General features: G+C 46.2%; 18 protein-coding genes. 4 read left to right on the top strand and 14 right to left on the bottom strand.

Annotated features, from left to right (window positions below):
• Positions 1-114 precede the first annotated feature (114 nt).
• Entirely contained in the window at positions 115-729 is a 615-nt protein-coding gene (locus H3S94_RS07110; protein ID WP_075870681.1) for an invasion associated locus B family protein, read from the bottom strand.
• A gap of 466 nt (positions 730-1,195) precedes the next feature.
• Here H3S94_RS07110 and H3S94_RS07105 point away from each other — a divergent pair, with 466 nt between their 5' ends.
• Positions 1,196-2,923, top strand: a complete 1,728-nt coding sequence (locus tag H3S94_RS07105) for an extracellular solute-binding protein (RefSeq protein WP_198240858.1) — start codon at positions 1,196-1,198, stop codon at positions 2,921-2,923.
• Between the two features lie 8 nt (positions 2,924-2,931).
• Entirely contained in the window at positions 2,932-3,606 is a 675-nt protein-coding gene (locus H3S94_RS07100) for a DsbA family oxidoreductase (protein WP_198240654.1), read from the top strand.
• Positions 3,607-3,726: 120 nt separating this feature from the next.
• On the opposite strand, the gene mfd is transcribed toward H3S94_RS07100, so the two are convergent.
• Together mfd and H3S94_RS07090 are read right to left on the bottom strand one after the other, a co-directional pair.
• Positions 3,727-7,230, bottom strand: coding sequence for a transcription-repair coupling factor (mfd, locus tag H3S94_RS07095; RefSeq protein WP_198240653.1), 3,504 nt, complete (start codon positions 7,228-7,230; stop codon positions 3,727-3,729).
• A gap of 3 nt (positions 7,231-7,233) precedes the next feature.
• On the bottom strand, positions 7,234-7,527 hold the full coding sequence (locus tag H3S94_RS07090; protein WP_198240652.1) for a succinate dehydrogenase assembly factor 2: 294 nt from the start codon (positions 7,525-7,527) through the stop codon (positions 7,234-7,236).
• Positions 7,528-7,681: 154 nt separating this feature from the next.
• Here H3S94_RS07090 and H3S94_RS07085 point away from each other — a divergent pair, with 154 nt between their 5' ends.
• Both H3S94_RS07085 and H3S94_RS07080 read left to right on the top strand, forming a co-directional pair.
• Entirely contained in the window at positions 7,682-8,404 is a 723-nt protein-coding gene (locus H3S94_RS07085) for an AzlC family ABC transporter permease (protein WP_198240651.1), read from the top strand.
• Positions 8,404-8,718, top strand: a complete 315-nt coding sequence (locus H3S94_RS07080) for an AzlD domain-containing protein (RefSeq protein WP_077992156.1) — start codon at positions 8,404-8,406, stop codon at positions 8,716-8,718. The genes H3S94_RS07085 and H3S94_RS07080 overlap by 1 nt, the downstream gene beginning before the upstream one ends.
• Before the next feature lie 66 nt (positions 8,719-8,784).
• On the opposite strand, the gene H3S94_RS07075 is transcribed toward H3S94_RS07080, so the two are convergent.
• The 11 genes from H3S94_RS07075 to nuoI all read right to left on the bottom strand — a co-directional run bounded on the left by H3S94_RS07075 (position 8,785) and on the right by nuoI (position 21,345).
• Complete coding sequence (locus tag H3S94_RS07075) at positions 8,785-9,465, bottom strand: ABC transporter ATP-binding protein (protein WP_077992155.1); 681 nt, start codon at positions 9,463-9,465, stop codon at positions 8,785-8,787.
• Positions 9,465-10,745, bottom strand: a complete 1,281-nt coding sequence (locus H3S94_RS07070; RefSeq protein WP_246786441.1) for a lipoprotein-releasing ABC transporter permease subunit — start codon at positions 10,743-10,745, stop codon at positions 9,465-9,467. The genes H3S94_RS07075 and H3S94_RS07070 overlap by 1 nt, the downstream gene beginning before the upstream one ends.
• Positions 10,745-12,070, bottom strand: coding sequence for a proline--tRNA ligase (gene proS / locus H3S94_RS07065; RefSeq protein WP_077992149.1), 1,326 nt, complete (start codon positions 12,068-12,070; stop codon positions 10,745-10,747). Before proS ends, H3S94_RS07070 begins: the two co-directional genes overlap by 1 nt.
• Before the next feature lie 289 nt (positions 12,071-12,359).
• Positions 12,360-14,036, bottom strand: coding sequence for a ribonuclease J (locus tag H3S94_RS07060; protein ID WP_198240650.1), 1,677 nt, complete (start codon positions 14,034-14,036; stop codon positions 12,360-12,362).
• A 60-nt stretch (positions 14,037-14,096) separates the two neighbouring features.
• Positions 14,097-14,894, bottom strand: a complete 798-nt coding sequence (locus H3S94_RS07055) for a biotin--[acetyl-CoA-carboxylase] ligase (protein ID WP_198240649.1) — start codon at positions 14,892-14,894, stop codon at positions 14,097-14,099.
• 5 nt (positions 14,895-14,899) lie between these two features.
• The gene (gene nuoN, locus H3S94_RS07050; protein WP_198240648.1) at positions 14,900-16,360 is read right to left on the bottom strand and encodes an NADH-quinone oxidoreductase subunit NuoN; all 1,461 of its coding nucleotides are present in this window, start codon (positions 16,358-16,360) and stop codon (positions 14,900-14,902) included.
• Positions 16,361-16,374: 14 nt separating this feature from the next.
• A complete protein-coding gene (locus tag H3S94_RS07045; RefSeq protein WP_198231094.1) occupies positions 16,375-17,844 on the bottom strand; it encodes an NADH-quinone oxidoreductase subunit M in 1,470 nt (489 codons plus the stop codon).
• Positions 17,844-19,808, bottom strand: coding sequence for an NADH-quinone oxidoreductase subunit L (nuoL, locus tag H3S94_RS07040; protein WP_198231093.1), 1,965 nt, complete (start codon positions 19,806-19,808; stop codon positions 17,844-17,846). Before nuoL ends, H3S94_RS07045 begins: the two co-directional genes overlap by 1 nt.
• Before the next feature lie 6 nt (positions 19,809-19,814).
• Positions 19,815-20,123, bottom strand: a complete 309-nt coding sequence (gene nuoK, locus H3S94_RS07035; RefSeq protein ID WP_075870696.1) for an NADH-quinone oxidoreductase subunit NuoK — start codon at positions 20,121-20,123, stop codon at positions 19,815-19,817.
• A 13-nt stretch (positions 20,124-20,136) separates the two neighbouring features.
• Positions 20,137-20,757 carry an NADH-quinone oxidoreductase subunit J gene (locus tag H3S94_RS07030; RefSeq protein ID WP_077992141.1) on the bottom strand — a complete coding sequence of 207 codons (621 nt, stop codon included), beginning with the start codon at positions 20,755-20,757 and terminating at the stop codon, positions 20,137-20,139.
• A 96-nt stretch (positions 20,758-20,853) separates the two neighbouring features.
• On the bottom strand, positions 20,854-21,345 hold the full coding sequence (gene nuoI / locus H3S94_RS07025; RefSeq protein ID WP_077992139.1) for an NADH-quinone oxidoreductase subunit NuoI: 492 nt from the start codon (positions 21,343-21,345) through the stop codon (positions 20,854-20,856).
• Between the last annotated feature and the right edge of the window lie 7 nt (positions 21,346-21,352).

Below are 21,352 nucleotides of genomic sequence, written 5' to 3'. Positions count from 1 at the left end.
TGAGAAAAAATCTCTTTCGTTTACAAGCTATTAAATAACCGGAAAAATCTTAGTTTTAGGCAAAATAAAAAGGCCGCAAGCGGCCTTTTGAATAGTCATAAATGAAGCATCGCATCAATTGCCGGACTTGGCTTTTTCCTGTTCAGCGCGCATCTTGTCTTCAAACTGCTTTTCTTTGGCCTGAACAGCTTTCTGAAGCTTCATTTGTTCGGCTTCAAAATCTTTCTCCTGCATGCCAGGACCGGTATAAGCAGCACTGAAACCGTCAAGTGAAATTTCGATCGGATTTGGTGTGCCACGGAAATTGATTGTTGTTACCACCAATTTCTGTCCTGTTTTCATAGCATTGATAAGTTTGTCATCAAATGTATCATTGGCAATGCAGCTAGGGCCATTGCAGATGACATAGGGAATCTTCTTCACAGGGCCGTCACCGACCTGAATATGAACGCCTTCTGGAATAAAACGACCTGTCGGCACCTGAATACCGATGCGTTTTTCGTTCTGTTTCCCTTTGACTTCAACCAAATTCACAGCCGTCAGCGGTTGTCCGGTGTTGGAAACAACGGTATTCATTGTGTTACAAACATCAACATCCTGTTGCTTGCTGCAAACCTTATACCACCCCTGAGGCATGCCCTGAGCATTGGCGGTGCTATGTGACGCAACGAGTAGAGCAGCAGCACCAGCCAATGCGGAAATAGCAGCGTAGGTTCTTTTATGGGACATGATCAGGCAAATCCTTTCAATGCGCAAAAAAATAATCCCGAAAGGCAAATATCATCCTCTATGAGGATAGCTCTACTTACAATTAGGGCGATAGGATGACGTTTCCTTCCATTAGAGCCGCATTTACACAAGATTAATCAAAAAATCCAGCATTAGTAGCAAACAAAATATAAATTGCACCGATCTTTGTGCTTTTTAAATCACATCCCATATATAGCGACGCGGTTGAAAATGGTATTTTTTCCTGTAATTAATGATAAAAATCCCTCAAAATCTATGAAATAGGTTAAAACGCGGCGAATCGGGAATATTATGATCCCAAGGTTTTTATGAACCCACGGTCTTTTTATGAACCCAAGGTCTTTTTATGAATATTGTCTATAAACTCGGTTTTTTCTTTGTGATTCTCTGTTTGAGTTTTGGACAATCGGGACACTATTGTCAGGCCGCTCAAAACGGGATTGCAATGCATGGAATGCCTGCCCTTCCTCCCGGTTTCGACCATTTTCCCTACGCCAACCCTGAAGCGCCAAAAGGTGGTAAAATAACTTTTGGTGTCGTTGGAACATTCGATGGCCTCAATCCCTTTGTTATTCGCAGTTTCAGGACAACCGCGCGCGGTCTATTTGCAGACGAACAATTTGGTGGTCTGGTTTACGAAAGTTTGATGGTAAGGTCGCGTGATGAGCCATTTACACTTTACGGTTTGATCGCCGATAATGTGACATTGAATGACGATCGCACTGAAATTGTTTTCCATTTGGATCCTGAAGCAAAGTTTTCGGATGGCGTCGCAATTACTGCCGATGATGTATTATTCACGGTCAATTTGTTGAAAGACAAGGGGCGTCCCCCCTTTGATCGTTATATGAAGCGGATTGAACACATCGAAAAGCTGGATGAACGCACCATAAAAATGGAATTTCCACATTCCAAAGATCGGGAATTTCCCTTCATTCTGGCAAGTAGTATGCCGGTTCTTCCAAAGCATGCAATCAATCCTGCAATTTTCGAGAACAACGGGCTTACGCCAATTCCGGGAAGCGGACCTTATATTATTTCGCGCGTTGATCCGGGGGAACGCGTCATTTATACGCGCAATCCCGATTATTGGGGAAAAAATTTACCGGTCAACCGCGGGTTCAATAACTTCGACATTGTACAAATCGAATACTTCCGCAATGATAATACGCGGTTCGAGGCATTCAAAAAAGGCATTCTTGACGTTTTTCTGGAAGAACCCGCCAATCCGAACCGCTGGCGTCTATCCTATAATTTTCCTGCCGTTCGTGCAGGAGAGGTTGTCAAAGAAAGTTTTAAAAAAGAAACACCTGCCGATATGACCGGCTTCGTATTCAACACCAGAAAGCCCGTTTTCAAAGATCGGAAAGTCAGGCAGGCACTTTCGCTTGTTTTCGACTTTGAATGGGTCAATCACAATCTGTTTGACGATGTGTATAGCCGGACAGAAGGTTATTGGTGCGGTTCTGTGCTTTCGGCCGTTGGCCGCCCCGCATCCGAAAAAGAAAAACAACTTTTACGCCCTTATCCTGACGCCGTTTTACCTGACGTGATGAATGGAACCTGGCATAGTTTAAAGACCGACGGATCAGGCATCGACCGTGCAGCAGCCGAAAAAGCCTGGCAATTATTGCGCGAGGCCGGTTATAAACTTCAAAACCGGCAGGCTGTGGGGGCGGATGGGCAACCACTTCATTTTGAAATTATGACACAATCTTTGGAAGAAGAGAAAATTGCCCTCGCCTATCAGCGGTCTCTTGCACGAATCGGTGTTGACGCGGAAGTGCGAACCGTCGACGATACACAATATCAAAATCGGCTGACTTCATTTGATTACGATATGATTATCGGAAAACTCAAGGCTTCCTTATCGCCCGGCAACGAGCAGCTCAATCGTTGGGGTTCTGCTTCGCGCAATCTCGAAGGCAGTTTCAATTTTGCGGGAACCGCCGATCCGGCAATCGACGCCATGATTTCAGCACTGTTGGATGCCCGCTCCAATGAAGATTTTACTGCCGCTGTCCGTGCGCTTGACCGTGTTCTCATTTCAGGGAATTATTATCTTCCGCTCTATCATTTGCCCGATCAATGGGTTGCACGTTGGTCACGCATAGAATATCCGGCCTATACCCCGCTTTATGGATATCGCCTGCCGGCCTGGTGGCACCGCTAAAGGATAGGATGATGAGCTCGAACCTTTATATCAATATGATTTCGGATCTTGTTTGCCCATGGTGTTTTATCGGTCGCAAACGGCTTTTCAAGGCAATAAAATCACTTCCCGAAATTGACATCAAACTCACATGGACGCCCTTCCAGCTCTATCCGAATATGAAAGCGGAAGGCATTCCTTATGCCGCCTATATGAAGAAAGTTTCAGGTAATCAGAATACAATTGATGAAACCGAAAGAACGTTGATCGAGCTTGGCAAACAGGAAGACATCGAATTCGATTTCGCTGCAATTAAAACCGAGCCGAATTCGCTTGATGCCCACCGTGTCGTCTACTGGGCATCTCAGGATAAAGAAGGAATGCAGGACAAACTTATCGCCGAACTGTTTTCCCGCTTTTTCGAGCAGGGACAGAATATTGGCGATCATGCGATACTCGTTGACGCAGCCAAAAGTGTCGGAATGCGTTTTGATGTTGTGGAAAAATTGCTTGAGACGGACATTGATAAAGATACGATCAAACAGGACAGCGCCCATTCCTATTATATTGGTGTACGTGGTGTCCCTTCTTTTATTATCGACAAGAAATATGTTGTCATGGGGGCACAACCTACCGAGGTTTTAATAGACACTATCGAACAGATTGCTGACGGTTATGAACCGGGAGCAAGTGAAGATCGTTAACGCCGATCTGAAAACAAATAGAATGCCGGTTTTTTAGCACTCTATCATCTTCAAAAACTGTTTGATAAACGCCCGGACTCGATAAATGCCCGAATTCGACGGGAAGCGAAGACGCAACGGTTATTTCTTTGCGCCTTCTTTCGCCAATTTTACGAGCTGCGTCATGACTGTGGCAGCACCATTCAGACGTTGATCGGCGTTTGGCCAATCGCGGATAAAGACCACGCTTTGATCGGGGCGTATTTTTGCCATGCTCCCCTGCTCGCCAATCCATTTGACAAGACCGACACCGTTGGCAAAGTTGTTTTCCCTGAATTGGATAACGACGCCTTTGGGGCCGGCATCCAGTTTCTCGACATTCGCCTGCCGACATAGCGATTTGATATAAACAACCTTGAGCAAATGCTGAACCGGAACCGGTAAAGGACCGAATCGATCAATCAGCTCGGCACCGAAGGCATCAATATCGCCAAGCTCTTCGATTTCGGCGAGCCGTCTATAAAGCGACAGGCGCAAAGGCAGATCGGGAACATAGTTATCCGGAATCATAACGGCTGTTCCTACAGAGATTTGCGGTGACCACTGACTATCGTTAATAGCTGTTCCGTCTTTCAATTCGGCAACGGCTTCTTCCAACATTTGTTGATAAAGCTCGAAACCGACTTCTTTGATATGTCCGGATTGTTCCTCGCCGAGAAGGTTACCCGCTCCTCTTATATCCATATCGTGACTTGCGAGCTGAAATCCTGCTCCGAGAGTATCGAGAGATTGCAAGACTTTCAGCCGCCGATCTGCACCCGGTGTCAAAACCTTCTGGTTGGGAAGTGTAAACAAAGCATAGGCTCTCTGCTTGGAACGCCCTACCCGCCCGCGTAACTGATAAAGCGCCGCAAGACCGAACATATCTGCACGATGGACAATCAATGTATTAGCGGAGGGAATATCAAGGCCCGATTCAACGATACTGGTCGAAAGCAACACGTCATATTGCCCGTCATAAAAAGCATTCATAATATCGTCAAGTTGGCCGGGCGGCATTTGCCCGTGGGCGGTGGTGACTTTCAGTTCCGGAACATGATTGGAAAGAAATTCCTCTACAACTTTCAAATCGGAAATTCGCGGGCAGACATAGAAGCTTTGTCCACCCCGATAATGTTCACGCATCAAAGTTTCCCGCACGATCAAAGGGTCAAACGGCGAGACAAATGTTCTCACCGCCATACGGTCTACCGGTGGCGTCGTAATGAGTGATAACTCCCTGACGCCGGTCAAAGCCAGTTGTAGAGTGCGCGGAATAGGAGTTGCCGACAGGGTCAATACGTGAATGTCGGTCTTCAATTCCTTCAGACGTTCTTTCTGTTTGACACCGAAATTCTGTTCTTCATCAACAACCAACAAGCCGAGCCGTGAAAATTGCATTGTCGATCCAAGAAGCGCATGTGTGCCGATGACAATATCGATTGTTCCGTCGCGCACCCCGTTTTTAACCGCGCCAAGTTCTTTTGCGCCCACAAGGCGTGATGCTTGCCCGATTTTTACCGGTAAGCCCTGAAAACGCGCTTGAAACGTTTTATAATGTTGACGTGCCAAAAGCGTTGTTGGCACCACGACCGCAACCTGAAAGCCGTTTAATGCAGCAACAAATGCAGCTCTGATTGCAACTTCTGTCTTTCCGAACCCGACATCACCGCAAATCAACCGATCCATCGGCTTTCCGGCGGCAAGGTCGCCGAGGACCGCATCAATGGCGCGCAACTGGTCGTCTGTCTCGTCATATGGAAAACGCGCAACAAATTCATCATAGCTACCGGTCGGCGGCACAAGAACCGGTGCTTTTCGCATTTCGCGCTCGGCAGCAACATGAATGAGATGTCCGGCAATTTCGAGCAAACGTTTTTTGAGTTTTGCTTTTCTCGCCTGCCACGCCACACCACCAAGCTTATCGAGAACAACATTTGTGCCCTCTCCACCGTAACGCGAGAGCAACTCGATATTTTCGACAGGCAGGAAAAGCCGGTCTTCATCTGCATAATGTATTTCCAGACAATCTCTTGGCACGCCGGCAGCTACAATCGTCTTCAAACCGACAAACCGGCCGATACCGTGATCGACGTGAACGACAATATCACCGCTGTTCAATGTTGTCATATCGGATATAAAATCGGCGTTGCGCTTGCGTCGGCGCGCAGACCTTACCAACCGGTCGCCCAATATATCCTGTTCGGCAACAACGACCAGATCTTCGGCAACAAATCCATGTTCGATTGTGACGACTGCAGCAGTAATGTGATCGCGTGGTGTGGCCTTTACCGTATTGAGAGAACCAACTTTTTCAATTTTTTTGAGGCCATGTTCGTCAAGCACCTGCACCAGACGCTCTAACGAGCCTTCACTCCAGCCGGTAAGCAAAACCTTGTTCCCACGGGAACGGAGTTGAGCGACATGCTCGACAACACTTTCAAACAAATTCTTGTTTTCCGAGGTCCGTTCCTCGACAAAATCCCGACCGGTTGTGACATTGCTGTGAAGCACATAGTGACCGGATGTTTCCGGCTCGGCAAAAGGCGTGAAGTCGATTCTGTGTGTGGCTTTTTCCGAGAGCGCATCAATATCTTGTGGAGTGAGATAAAGTGCCGCCGGTTTTACAGGATTATAGGGGGTTGAAGAGTCCTTTGGATCATGATTTTCCAAACGCGCCTGATAATAATCTTCAATAAGTTTATTGCGCTCGATCATTGCCTCTTCTACAAGATGATCGAACACAACCGGAATATCGTCAATATAATCAAAAATGGTATCAAGCTTGTCGTAAAAAAGCGGTAGCCAATGTTCCATTCCGGAAAAACGACGACCTTCCGAAATCGCTTCGTAGAGTGCGTCATTCGGTTTGGCTGCACCGAAAGAGCGGATGTAATTCGTTCGGAATTTGCTTATCGATTCCGGTGTCAGTGTTATCTCGCTCATCGGTTCCAACGAAAATTCTTGAAGCGTTTTCACCGTTCGTTGGCTGGCCGGGTCAAAAGCACGTACTGTTTCAAGACTATCGCCAAAAAAGTCCAGTCTTACAGGTGCATCGCTTCCTGGTGCAAACAAATCGACAATTCCGCCGCGAACAGCGAAATCACCGACTTCACGGACTGTCGAAACCCGCTCGAAGCCATTGTGCTCAAGATGATGGATAAGCTTGTCCATATCGAGGCTCTGCCCTGGCTTTGCAGTAATCGATTGTCCTGCCACGGCCGCACGGGGTGGCAATTTTTGCATCACAGCATTTGCCGTTGTAAGAATAATTGCCGGATGCGGATTCTCTAAAAGACTATAAATATTCGCAAGTGCCGACATACGCTTGGCCGAAATCGCCGGATTGGGCGAGACCCGATCGTAAGGGAGACAATCCCATGACGGCAATTGCACAACCGGCATCTGCGCTTCTATAAAAGCGAGTGCGTGTGTCAGATCATCAAGCTTTTGTCCATCACGAGCAATATAAAGAATTGGTCCTTTATTGCCGATTTCAGCCGCTATTTTATAAATTGCAAACGGTTCATAACCGGAAACGATGCCGTCAAAGCTGACATATCGAGGCAATTTCTCCGGACTGAAATTTTTTTTGAATATCGACATAACTTAAGCGTTAAAATCCATGCGTGTACGGTAATCGAGAATGTCGCGAAAAAGCGGCGTATCCACGTCATAAGGTACTTTGACTTCGCCGGTAACCCACGTCAATAAATCTCTATCTTCAAAAGACATAATATATTCAAGCTCGTCCATGGCCTTTTCATCAAGTTTCATGATATGCGCGTCAACATATTGCCCGAAAACCAGATCCATTTCACGGATCCCCCGATGCCAGGCACGAAAGACAAGTCGGCGTTGCCTTACATTCAGCTTACTATTATCGACTCTTGAGCCTGTCATCCTATCCTCCAATTCAACACGATATGGGAATTCGTCCTATATTACGCTCTCGACTATGTTTCAATAATTCGTTGTTTGACAATAGTCCAAATATATAAACATGTATATCAAGACGTCGTTCCAAAAGGCGTTGAACGCAAATTTGAGTCTTTGAATGATACAGAAAAATCATTGGCATCTGTTCAAACAGGGGATCGTCGCCTGCATCCCGACATTGTTAGGATATTGGGCAATCGGTTTCGCCTGCGGTGCAATCGGCTCGGTATCCGGATTTTCTGTTTTGCAGATTTTTTGTCTAAGCACATTTGTTTACGCCGGTTCAGCACAATTCCTGTTTTATTCAATGGCCTCGACAGGAGCCGGACTGATGCAAATCGCTCTGGGCGTCCTCTTTATCAATATGCGCTATCTTTTAATCAACACCTATATGGCGCAGTTTTTTTCTCACGCCAACCGGTTTGAAAAACTCGTCGGCGGCTTTCTGATGACCGATGAAACATTCGGCGTGGCTTCGCAATATGCCCGTTTGCATAATAATATTCTGCCATTTTCATGGTTGTTAGGATTGAATTTAACAGCTTGGTTCAGCTGGATTTTTGCAACACTCGTCGGTAGCGTTTTTGCAACATCGCTTCCCGATTGGTTAAAGGATAGCTTGAGTTTCAGTCTTGTCGGTATGTTTATCGGGCTGCTTCTGCTCGGTTGGTATGCAAGCCAGACTAAAAAAATAGATATTGTTGTGATTGTTGTCGCTATGGCTATTGTTACCTTTTCACATGGTCTTATTGCCGCAAATGCATCCTCAATCATCGCCACTTTGATCGCCGCAACAATTGGCATGTTTATGCTTCTCAAGTCGGGGAGTAGCAAAATATAATGATGGAACATGTCGGATTGGGTATAGCAATTGCAGCGGTTGTCACCGGATTGATTAAAATCGTCCCTGTCATGACGCTGGCACACCGTCCATTTCCCAAACTTTTCCGCTATTGGCTGAACTTTGTACCGGCTGCAGTGCTTTCTGCAATTATTGTCGCCGAAATCCTTGAAAAACCTCAAACAACCAGTTTCGGTATTTCAGTGGCTTTACTAAGCACAATTGTTTCTCTCATTGCCGGCATGGCAACGCGAAGCCTGTTCGTGACCGTCATTGTCAGCATATTAGGCTATCTGCTATTCCAGAATATCTAGCACCGGATTTTGCCTGAATAATATATCGATTATATCAACCATCCAGAGTTCTGCACTATTTCCTCTTCAAGGAAGCTCGATAATTTTTCCGCTTTTCAGCGTTATGCGCCGATCCATCTGTTTGGCAAGCGAGAGATTGTGTGTCGCAATAAGAGCAGAAAGCCCCGATTGACGAACCAAAGCAGCGAGTGCCTGAAAAACATAAGCCGAGGTCACAGGGTCAAGATTACCTGTCGGTTCATCTGCCAGCAAAATTGACGGAGCATTGGCAACAGCACGGGCAATCGCCACACGTTGCTGTTCGCCGCCGGAAAGTTCGGACGGCCGGTGTTTGGCGCGATGGCCTACGCGCAGGTAAGTCAGCAATTTCAATCCGCGGTCAGCCGCTTCGGAACGCTTAAGACCAGCAATCATTTGCGGTATCATCACATTTTCCAAGGCTGTAAATTCAGGCAGCAAATGGTGAAATTGATAGACAAAACCGATGTCGTTACGACGAATTGCGGTGCGGTCATTATCCGATAAATTGGAACAGGAATGCCCGCGCAAAACGACATCTCCGCCATTGGGGCGCTCAAGAAGACCGGCAATATGTAAAAGTGTCGATTTACCGGCACCGGACGGCGCCACAAGGGCAACAGTCTGCCCCTGTTCAAGAGAAAAATTGGCTTTATCAAGAATAACAAGAGGCTTGTCACTGTCCAGATAGCGCCGGTCAATGTTTACGAGTTGCAACAACGACGCCATTATTCATACCTCAAGGCTTGAACCGGATCGAGCTTTGCAGCGCGCCACGCCGGTATGAGCGTTGCAAGAAAGGAAAGAAAAAGCGCCATAAAGACAACCATCAACGTTTGTCCCCATTCCAGACGCGCTGGTAATTTTGTCAGGAAATAAAGCTGCGGGTTGAAAACATCGACATTAAACAGCCATGACACAAAGTCCTGAATGTGTCCGATATTTTCGCATGTCAACACACCCAACAAAAGTCCGAAGATCGTTCCTATCACACCGATGACCATGCCTGTCATGATGAATATGCGCATGACAGCACTTTGTTTTGCCCCCATAGTGCGCAAAATCGCAATATCATGCCCCTTGTCTTTAACCAACATGATTAAACCGGAAATGATATTCAAAGCTGCCACCAGAACAATCAGCGATAATATGAAAAACATCACATTGCGCTCGACTTGTAGTGCTGAAAAGAAAGCCTGATTTCGAGATCGCCAATCAATCGAATATACCTGTCTGCCGACCGCTTTTTCAACTTCCGGAGTCATTGACGATACGGCATCGGGATTATTCAAAAAGATTTCCAGTGATTGAACTTTATTGCCCAAATTAAAGAAAGCCTGCGCTTCTTTTAACGGCATGAAAACAAAAATCGTATCATATTCCGACATACCGACGGTGAAAATAGCCGTAACTTTATAAGCTTTAACACGAGGATTGACACCAAAAGGCGTAACATCGCCATCCGGTGTGATAATCCGGATGTCGCTTCCCACCGATAGTCCCAGTTTTTCTGCCATGCCGCTGCCAATTGCAACGCCGTCCTGCTTGTCAAAATTTTCAAGGCCGCCAAATTTTATATTTTTTGTGACAGTTGTGAGTTTATCAAGATCCGTTTCGCGCACTCCGCGAACCAATGCTCCGGTTCCGCCGGTTGCATCGCCTTGGGCTAGAGCCTGCCCCTCGACAACGGGAAGCGCAAACTTGACACCGTCGACGGATTCTATACGCGGTATCAAGCTGTTGTAATCGGTAAAATCGCTATCAATTGCCTGAATAACGAGATGACCGTTCATGCCGAGGATGCGATCAAGCAATTCTGTTCTGAAACCGTTCATAACGGCCATGACAACGATCAAAGCGAAAACACCAAGCATGATACCGATCAGCGATATAATCGATATGATCGAGGTGAACATCTGTTTCCGGTTCGGAAGCATATAGCGAAATGCAATCATCCATTCATAGGATGAAAATCCTGACCGGCTACCGCTTCTGGCTCTCGTACTCATCAAGCCTCCGTTAGTCGCCTCAACGCCGCATCGAACGAAAGGACTTGCTTATGACCGGTTTTCCGGTCTTTTATTTCTATCTCGTCCTGTGCGGCATTTTTCGGACCAATAACAATTTGCGTAGGAAGTCCGATAAGATCCATCGTTGCGAATTTGGAACCTGCACGTTCCTGTGTATCATCAAGCAAAGGATCAAAACCTGCATTGATTAATGATTGGTAGACCCTTTCACTCAATGCGTCGCACTTTGGATCACCCGGTTTCATATTGATGATACCAAAATCAAATGGCGACATAGCACGCGGCCAAATAATGCCGTTTTCATCATGCGAAGCTTCAATAGCCGCAGCCACCAGACGTGACGGACCAATGCCGTAAGACCCCATCGAAACCGGATGTTCCTGACCGTCGGACCCCATGACAGTGGCATGCATCGGAAGCGAATATTTGGTACCGAAATGGAAGATATGACCGACTTCAATACCCCTTGCCGCTATCTGGTCGGATTGCGGAACTTTCGCCCAAAGCGCTTCATCGTGCATTTCGTCGGTTGCAGCATAGGGTGTTGTCCATTCCTTGACTATATCGGCGATTGCGGCATCATCCGAAAAATCGACATCCGCCGGAGGAATGGTCATGTCCAGAAAATGCTTGTCGCAGTAGACCGCGCTCTCGCCGGTATCGGCAAGAATAATAAATTCGTGGCTCAAATTTCCACCGATCGGACCGGTATCTGCACGCATCGGAATTGCTTTAAGACCTGTTCTTGCAAATGTCCGTAAATATGAAACAAATACACGGTTATAAGCCGCCTTCGCTCCCTCATAATCAATGTCGAAAGAATACCCGTCCTTCATCAAAAACTCGCGTGAGCGCATAACGCCAAAACGTGGGCGAATTTCATCGCGGAATTTCCATTGAATATGATAAAGATTAAGCGGGAGATTTTTATAGGACTTGATATGGGCTCTAAAAATATCGGTAATGACTTCCTCGTTGGTCGGACCATAAAGAAGTTCACGTTCCTGCCGGTCTTTAATACGCAGCATTTCCTGCCCATACGCATCGTAACGGCCGCTTTCCCGCCACAAATCCGCTGATTGTATGGTTGGCATCCATATTTCGAGAGCGCCTGCGCGATTTTGCTCTTCGCGGATAATGTTGCAAACTTTATCCAGCACCTTTTTGCCGAGCGGTAGCCAGGCATATATGCCGGCTGCCTGTTGGCGTATCATTCCGGCACGTAACATGAGGCGGTGAGAAGCAATTTCTGCTTCCTTCGGATTTTCTTTCAATATGGGTAAAAAATAACGAGATAGACGCATCGACTATTAAAATTCCAGCTAAGCTCCTCGAATCGGAGCAGATTTATCAGTATTTGTTAACCATAGCGGCTAACGTAACGCTTGAAAATAGAAACAATCGAAGATCGAAAGCTTTTTATAAAAATTGTCCTTCAGGAACATAAGAAACAGATAGAAACCGAAACATAAAAACGATTGTTTTCAAACAATTTCTAAGCTTGCCAAATAAAACAATACCCCTGATTTATGCGTTTTCGCACCAACATTTTTGTGCAATCGACAACAAGATTATAAAGCACAAGTCGTTGCTTTATCTCAACCTGTGGGAGAAAATTGTGCAAACCGGTTTTTTGCCCCATATTTCGTTAACAGATGCTCTGACCGCCCGTCGAACAGCTTCCCGAACCATATCGTCATCTTTACGCTTTACACGGGGAATACTTTCAATCGTCGTTTCGATTGCGTCTGTAATAATGTCATTAAAAAGATTCCCCTCATCATCTGTTTCCGGCAAACCGAAACAGACAACTTCAGGCACATCGACGAGATTATGGTGCTTGTCCAACAGGAATGACGCTGATACTTGCCCTACATAGCTTAATTTTCGCCTTTGACTGATCCCTAGTTCTTCTTCATTGCCAATGAGATTTCCGTCTTTATAAATTTGTCCAACCGGAACTTCATCAACAATTTCGGCAGGTTCAGGCGCAAGCTTCAACATATCGCCATTGCGTATTTCTGCCACTTGTTTGATACCCGCCTGACGCCCCAAAGCCGTTTGTGCTGCCAGATGAAGAGCTTCACCATGAACCGGAACCAAAATCTGCGGTTTTACCCACTCATACATTTTCTTCAGGTCGTTACGACGTGGATGTCCGGAAACATGAACAAGTGCGTCATGATCGGTGATAATCTTCACACCCATGTCAGTCAGGCGGTTTTGCGTATCGATAATAGCTCTTTCATTTCCGGGAATACTGCGCGAAGAGTAAATGACCGTATCGCCAGCCGTTAACGCAAGCGAACGCATTTCATCACGAGACAATTTGGCAAGTGCTGCTCTTTGCTCTCCTTGACTTCCCGTCAAAACCATAACAATTTTATCGCGCGGAATATAAGGATAGTCTTCCTCACTCAGAAACGGATCAATGCCTTCAAGATAGCCGAGTTCTTCGGCAACATTGACACTCCGTTTAATCGAGCGGCCTACCAGTAAAACCTGTCGACCAGCTTCCTTGGCCGCCTTCGCTATTGAAATAATCCTCCCGACATTGGATGAAAAAGTTGTAATCGCGACGCGTCCTTTTTCACCTGAGATTATTTCGGTCAGGCTTTTAAAAACGTCATGTTCTGTCGGTGATACACCGTCCCGCATCGAATTTGTCGAGTCGCAGACGAGTGCAAGTACGCCCTCTTTGCCCAATTCTCTAAACCGCTTTTCATCAGTTAAGGCGCCAAGTGACGGTTCAAGATCAATCTTCCAATCGCCGGTGTGAACAACCGTTCCGAGCGGCGTTTTAATTGCCAACGCTACCGGTTCGGGAATAGAATGGGCAACGGCTATTGCTTCGATTGAAAACGGCCCCAGTTCAAAACGATCACCGGCTTTGAACAGAGTAACCGGCACATCATAAGAATTGTAATCAATTTCGCGCTTTGTTTCCAATAAGCCTGCGGTAAATGCGGTACAGTAAACAGGTATCTTCAATTTCGGCCACAAATCCAATATCGCGCCGAAATGGTCTTCATGGGCATGCGTTACGACCAACCCTAATATATTCGGGCGTTCGTTTTCCAGAAAACGTATATCCGGCATGACAAGGTCGACACCCGGTAACTCGGGACCTGCAAAACTGACGCCGAGATCAACGATCAGCCATTTCCGGTTATCTTCAGGACCGTACCCATAAACGCCGAGATTCATACCGATCTCGCCTACGCCCCCAAGTGGTAGAAAAACCAACTCATTATTTTTGCGTGATGCCATTAGGGACTCCCTGATATACGACTTCCGGACAGCGCTTACCCGACTTATCTTCTCTTCTTATTATCGGCCAGCAACCGAAGATGCAATATTACCGAAATGGACATCACCAGCCGACACTTTTATTTCATGCCCGTCATCATCGGTAACGATACAATTATAGTTTTCATCAAGACCCGAAAAAATCCCGCGAATGACTTTATTGTTGCCGGTAATTGTCAATTCCTGACCGAGATGGGCCGCGTGTTCGAGCCATTTTTTTCTGATTATTTCTGTTCCGTCGGATGCAAGAAATATGTCATAATTTATCGCCCAATAATCGCCAAGCAACTTGAAAAGAGTGGCGCTATCAGCGTTCGGTATTATATTTTTTAATGCTTCGGTCGGATAAGGGGCGTCGTCATATTTATGGATTATGTTGACGCCAATCCCTATGACCAATGCAAAACGCGATTCATCAAGCCGTTCAAGCTCCAGCAATATTCCGGACGCTTTTGCGTCTTTCAATAACATATCATTAGGCCATTTGAGACCTAAAACGTCGCTCGAAATTCCCTCTTTTTGCAAAAGTGCTGCAATTGCATCTGCAAGAGAAACACCTGCAACAAACCCCAATTGTGCAGCGTTGACCGGATTAATATCGCGGCTCAGCAGAAGACTGGCATAAAGATCACCTTTGGGACTATTCCATTGCCGACCTCTGCGTGCCCTTCCCGATGTTTGTTCGTCGGAAACAACCCAAAGACGATCTTCATCTTCATGCGCTTTGGCCAAAGCAACGCGATTAGTGGAGTCCACACTTTCGTAGGACTCCACTTTATAACCATGTCGCCGGGCAAGATCAGAAAGTGTAAATTCCATCTTGCTTAGAAAAGTGATGCAGCAGCGTTCTGTGCCAATGGCGAAAGATAAATGCCGAAGAAAATATAAAACAGCACAAATATACCGGTTATCGTGAGAACAAATTTAAGCTCGCCTGTTAAAGGCAAGAAGCTTGATGACTGCTGTGCCTCGTCAAACCACATGATCTTGATAACACGCAAGTAATAGAACGCACTGATGACAGATGCGATCATACCAATGACAACAAGCGGTATCAATCCGGCATAAACAGCGGCTGAAAATGTATACCACTTCACGAAGAAACCGGCCATTGGCGGAACACTTGCCAATGAAAACAGCATGACCGTCATAACAGATGCCATAAACGGACTATTTTTCGCCAATCCTGCAAGATCATATATGCTTTCAACGTTACCATCACGCGTCCGCATACCTAAAATAAAGGCAAACGAGCCTAAAATCATTGCAACGTAAACTGTCATATAAAGGATTACGCCTTCAATACCGAATGCTGTGCCGGCAGAAAGACCGACGAGTGCATAACCCATATGGCTTATCGAAGAATAAGCCATAAGGCGTTTGATATTCGCCTGCCCTATTGCGGCAAACGCTCCCAAAGCCATAGAGGCTATCGACATGAATACGAGAATTTGTTGCCACGCTGCCAAAGCGCCGTGGACGCCGGAAAGCGGAAGAAATCCTTCAACAATGACACGAATGATAAGCGCCATAGCTGCAACCTTCGGTGCACTGGCAAAAAAGGCAGTAATCGGTGTCGGAGCACCTTCATAGACATCAGGTGTCCACATATGGAAGGGAACGACCGAAATCTTGAAGGCAAGGCCGGCAAGGATGAAAACGATACCGAAAATAACGCCGAGCTGCGGTATCTGACCGTTGAGAACCGTTGCAAGCTCACGAAAACCGATTTGTCCGGTAAAGCCATAAATCAAAGTTATACCATAAAGAAGCATGCCCGAAGACAAAGCACCGAGGACAAAATATTTTAAACCGGCTTCGGAAGATTTTACGTTATCGCGATTGAAAGCTGCCAGTACATAAAGAGCCAATGAGTGAAGTTCCAACCCCATATAAAGCGTCATCATATTTCCGGCTGATATCATCAACATCATACCGAGAACAGCAAACAGCATAAGAATTGGATATTCAAATTTCGCAAGCTTATCCGACCGCGCAAATCCAACCGACATTATCAATGTGAATATTGCACCGACCAGCATAAGCACTTTCATGTAGCGGGCAAAATTATCGACAATAAGAGCGTTTACGGCGAACGCGCTATCATTTGCCGATAAAACGACAACAAAAATCGTCGCTACCAACAGCGCAATGGATAACCCGGTTATCGTTACATAGGAACGCGCACCGGAAAACACCCCGATCAGTAACAGCACCAAAGCTCCTAAGGCAACAAGGAGTTCAGGAAATATCAGCGGCAATTGAGCCATTAAATCAGTATGCATGGACATTCGCCTCTTCAGTGCAGCTGGTTAACAAGAGCTTCTACTGCCGCAGCCGTTGTGTTGAGAACCGGCGTCGGATAGAAACCGAAAAATACAGTAAGAGCAATCATCGGATATAGAATGAATTTCTCCCGTGGTGACAAATCAAGAAGAGTCTTCAGGCTTTCTTTGTCGAGTTTTCCGAAGATAACGCGACGATAAAGGTAAAGTGCATAAGACGCTGACAGAATAACGCCGGTTGTACCAATGACAGCAACCCAGCTATTGACCTGGAATACGCCGATCAATGTGAGAAATTCACCAAGGAATCCCGACGTACCAGGAAGAGCGATATTCGCCATTGTGAAGACCATGAAGGCGACAGCATATTTAGGCATGTTGTTGGCTAGTCCCCCAAAAGCGGCAATTTCCCTCGTATGCAACCGGTCGTAAATAACACCGACACAAAGGAAAAGTGCAGCCGACACGATACCATGGGAAAGCATCTGGTAGATAGCACCCTGAATACTGAGTTCATTCGCCGCAAAAATACCCATCGTCACATAGCCCATATGCGCAACAGACGAATAAGCAATCAGCTTTTTCATATCTTCCTGAACAAGTGCAACAAGTGACGTATAGATAATTGCGATCAGCGAAAGGGTGAACACAAACGGTGCCAGATCTGCTGAAGCAACCGGAAACATCGGCAATGAAAAACGGATAAAGCCGTAACCGCCGAGTTTCAGAAGAATGCCGGCCAAGATCACCGAACCGGCTGTGGGCGCTTCAACGTGGGCATCAGGCAACCATGTATGAACAGGCCACATCGGCATTTTGACCGCAAAAGACGCAAAAAACGCAAACCACAGCCAGAACTGCATGTGAGCCGGAAACTTATAGTGGAGAAGCGTCGGAATATCGAGAGTGCCAGATTGCCAATACATAACCATAATGGCAACCAACATCAGAACCGAACCCAGAAACGTGTAGAGGAAGAATTTCAAGCTTGCATAAACACGTCTTGGACCACCCCAAACACCGATAATAATGAACATCGGTATCAAGCTTCCCTCGAAGAAGACATAGAACAAAACCGCATCGAGAGCACAAAATACACCGACAACAGCAACTTCAAGAAGAAGGAAAGCTATCATATAGGCTTTCAACCGGTCTTTTACTGTTTCCCAGCTAGCTAAAACACAGAACGGCATCAGGAAGCCGGATAGAACAACGAATAAAACCGAAATCCCATCAACGCCCATATGGTAATTAATGCCGCCACCGAGCCAACTTATCTTCTCTTCCATCTGGAAACCGGAATTGCTGTTATCAAATCCTGCCCAGATAATGAGGGATAATACAAATACGAATAAAGTCGTAAAAAGTGCCACATTGCGAATATTGCGCTTTGCTGCCTCGCCATCGTCCTTAATCAAAAGGATCAGAACAACGCCAACAAGCGGCAAAAATGTGACCGTAGAAAGAATAGGCCAGTCGGTCATCAGTTTAAGCTCCCGATCATCATCCAGGTGATGAGCGCAGCGATACCGATCAGCATCGCGAATGCGTAATGATACAGATACCCAGTCTGCATACGAACCACCTTATTGGTTATGTCTACGACGCGGGCCGCTACCCCATTCGGGCCAAGGCCATCAATAATCTTTCCGTCTCCCACTTTCCAGAAGAAGCGGCCAATTACAAAGGCCGAGCGGACAAACACGACGTCATAAAGTTCATCAAAATACCATTTGTTGAGTAGAAAACGGTAAAGGAAGGGAAATGCATTGGCCAATGCCTTTGGAATGGCAGTTGCGACAATGTAAAACAGATAAGCCAATACAAACCCGACAACCATTACTACGAATGGCGACCATTTTACCCATACCGGAACGCCATGAGCATCATGAAGGATATGGTTTTCAGCTCCGGTAAATATCGCGCCTTTCCAGAAAGCATCGTATAATCCGCCGGAAAAATATGGCTGGAAAATAACACCGGCAAAAACTGCACCGATCGCCAAAATAATCAACGGCACAATCATGACTGCTCCGGATTCATGGACATGGTGCATAATATCTGCTGTTGCCCGCGGTTTGCCGTGGAATGTCAGGAAAATCAGACGCCACGAATAAAAGCTCGTAAACAATGCAGCAATAACAAGCAACCAGAAGGCATAGCCGCTAGCGACATTATGGGAAGCAAACGCCGATTCAATAATGCCATCTTTCGAGAAAAAGCCCGCCGTACCGAATACAGTTTCCGGGATACCGACGCCGGTTAGTGCAAGCGTTCCGATAACCATCATCCAGTATGTGGTCGGAATGTATTTGCGCAAACCACCCATCTTGCGCATATCTTGTTCGTCCGAAACGGCGTGGATCACAGAACCCGCACCAAGGAACAACAAAGCTTTGAAAAATGCGTGGGTAAAAAGATGGAAAACGCCCGCGCTATATGCGCCGACACCGAGCGCTACGAACATGTAACCAAGCTGCGAACATGTCGAATAGGCGATAACGCGCTTGATATCGTTTTGCACCAGCCCCACGGTTGCTGCAAAAAATGCTGTTGTCGCGCCAATAACCACAATAACTGTCTGAGCAGTTGGAGCAAGCTCGAAAATCGGTGACATGCGGGTAACCATGAATACGCCGGCAGTAACCATCGTTGCAGCGTGGATGAGAGCCGAAACAGGGGTCGGTCCTTCCATGGCATCTGGCAACCATGTGTGTAGAAAAAACTGCGCCGATTTAGCCATTGCCCCGATGAAAAGGAAGAAACATGCAACGGTTATTGCCTTGTTGCCATCCACTTGCCAACTGAGAAACGTCATATGTTCAACAAAACCGGGATCTGCAGCTCTTGAAAAAATCGTATTGAAATTGACTGATTTGAACAGAGCAAAAACACTGAACACGCCTACAAGAAATCCGAAATCCCCGACCCTGTTCACAACAAATGCTTTGATAGCAGCAGCAGATGCGGACGGGCGCTGATACCAAAATCCGATCAACAGATAAGATGCGAGACCGACACCTTCCCATCCAAAGAAGAGTTGGACAAGATTGTTCGACGTAACGAGCATCAACATCATAAATGTGAAAAATGACAGATAGGCAAAGAACCTTGGCCGCGACGGGTCAGTATGCATATATCCTATCGAATAGATATGAACCAATGCAGATACTGTATTGACAACAATCAACATTACAGCCGTGAGTGCGTCGATATGCAAAGCCCAATCGAACTGTAAACCGCCAACCAATATCCAATGGAATATTGGAACATCAACAGTTTGCCCGCTTCCCATAGCAATATCGAAAAATGCTATCCATGAAAGAACCGCAACGATAACCATGAAGGTACATGTTACGAGTTCGGCGGCGCGGGCTCCCAGCGTTTTTCCACCTAATCCGGCGATAAAAAAGCCTAAAAGAGGTAGGAAGACAATAGCGTAAAACATAACGCGTCAGCCTTTCATCACGTTAACATCTTCGACCGCAATCGAACCGCGATTACGATAGAATACAACCAGAATAGCCAAGCCGATTGCAGCTTCTGCTGCAGCAACGGTCAACACAAAGAGCGCAAATACTTGCCCCACAAGATCGTGCAGAACCGAAGAAAAGGCCACAAAATTTAAATTGACTGAAAGCAATATGAGCTCAATCGACATCAGAATAATAATGACGTTTTTTCTGTTCAGAAAAATGCCAAAGACACCAATTGTGAACAACAATGCAGAAACGGTCAGATAGTGAGCAATTTCAATGTGCATATTATTCTTCCCGTTAAATACCTTTACCAGATTCAACTTTTTTAATTTCAAGCGTGTCTTCAGGCATGCGTGCAACCTGTTTGGAAATTGATTGCCTTTTCACGCCTGAACGATGATGCAAGGTCAAAACAATCGCACCAATCATTGCAACAAGCAAAACAAGACCGGCAAGTTGGAAATAGAAAACATAATCCGTATAGAGAATGTCGCCTAAAGCCTGAGTATTGGTTCGCTCTGTCAAACTTGGCATCGGTTCGGTCACATGTTCTGCCAAAGTTGGCGAAAAATGCGAACTTGCGAACACCACAATCAGTTCGACTGCTATAATAATACCGACCAGTGCTCCGATCGGAGCATATTTCAATGCGCCACTTTTCAGCTCTGCGAAATCGACATCGAGCATCATAACGACGAACAAGAACAGAACAGCGACCGCACCCACATACACAACAAGCAGAATAAGACCGAGAAATTCGGCTCCTGTTAAAATGAACAACGCGGCCGCGTTGAAAAACGCAAGTATTAGAAACAATACCGAATGCACCGGATTACGCGCGGCAACAACCAGAACTGCGCTTGCCAGCATAATGAAAGCGAACAAATAAAAGAATGCCGCTGCTATACCTGTTAACATTGGTTTCCCCTAAGTTAAACCAAAACGTTGACGCAAATAATTACGCCGATTTATATTTTGCCGCGTCAATAAACGCGACCACGCGAATTTCCCACTTCACCGATAAGGCGCATCCATAGCAATATTTCTTGCTATTTCACGCTCCCACCGGTCACCGTTTGAAAGCAGTTTTTCTTTGTCATAATAAAGCTCCTCCCTGGTTTCAGTGGCGAACTCAAAGTTGGGACCTTCAACAATGGCTTCCACGGGGCAGGCTTCCTGACAAAAACCGCAATAGATACATTTAACCATATCGATGTCGTAACGAACTGTGCGACGGGTTCCGTCATTTCGCCTCGGACCAGCTTCAATTGTGATAGCTTGTGCCGGACAAATGGCTTCGCATAATTTGCAAGCAATACACCGTTCCTCACCGTTGGGGTAACGCCGCAAGGCGTGTTCACCGCGAAAACGTGGTGACACATACCCCTTCTCGTAAGGATAGTTGATCGTCGGTTTCGGAGCGACAAACTGGCGCATGGATAGCCAGAATGCACTCCAGAATTCTATCAGAAGAAGTGACTTGGCAGCTCGAAAAAGACCAGACATATCCTTC

Origin of the sequence: Bartonella sp. B10834G3 (genome assembly GCF_016102505.1) — a bacterium.
Classification (GTDB): Bacteria; Pseudomonadota; Alphaproteobacteria; order Rhizobiales; family Rhizobiaceae; genus Bartonella; species Bartonella choladocola.
The sequence above is the reverse complement of the archived record's forward strand: the minus strand, read 5'-3'. Positions and strand labels throughout refer to the sequence as shown.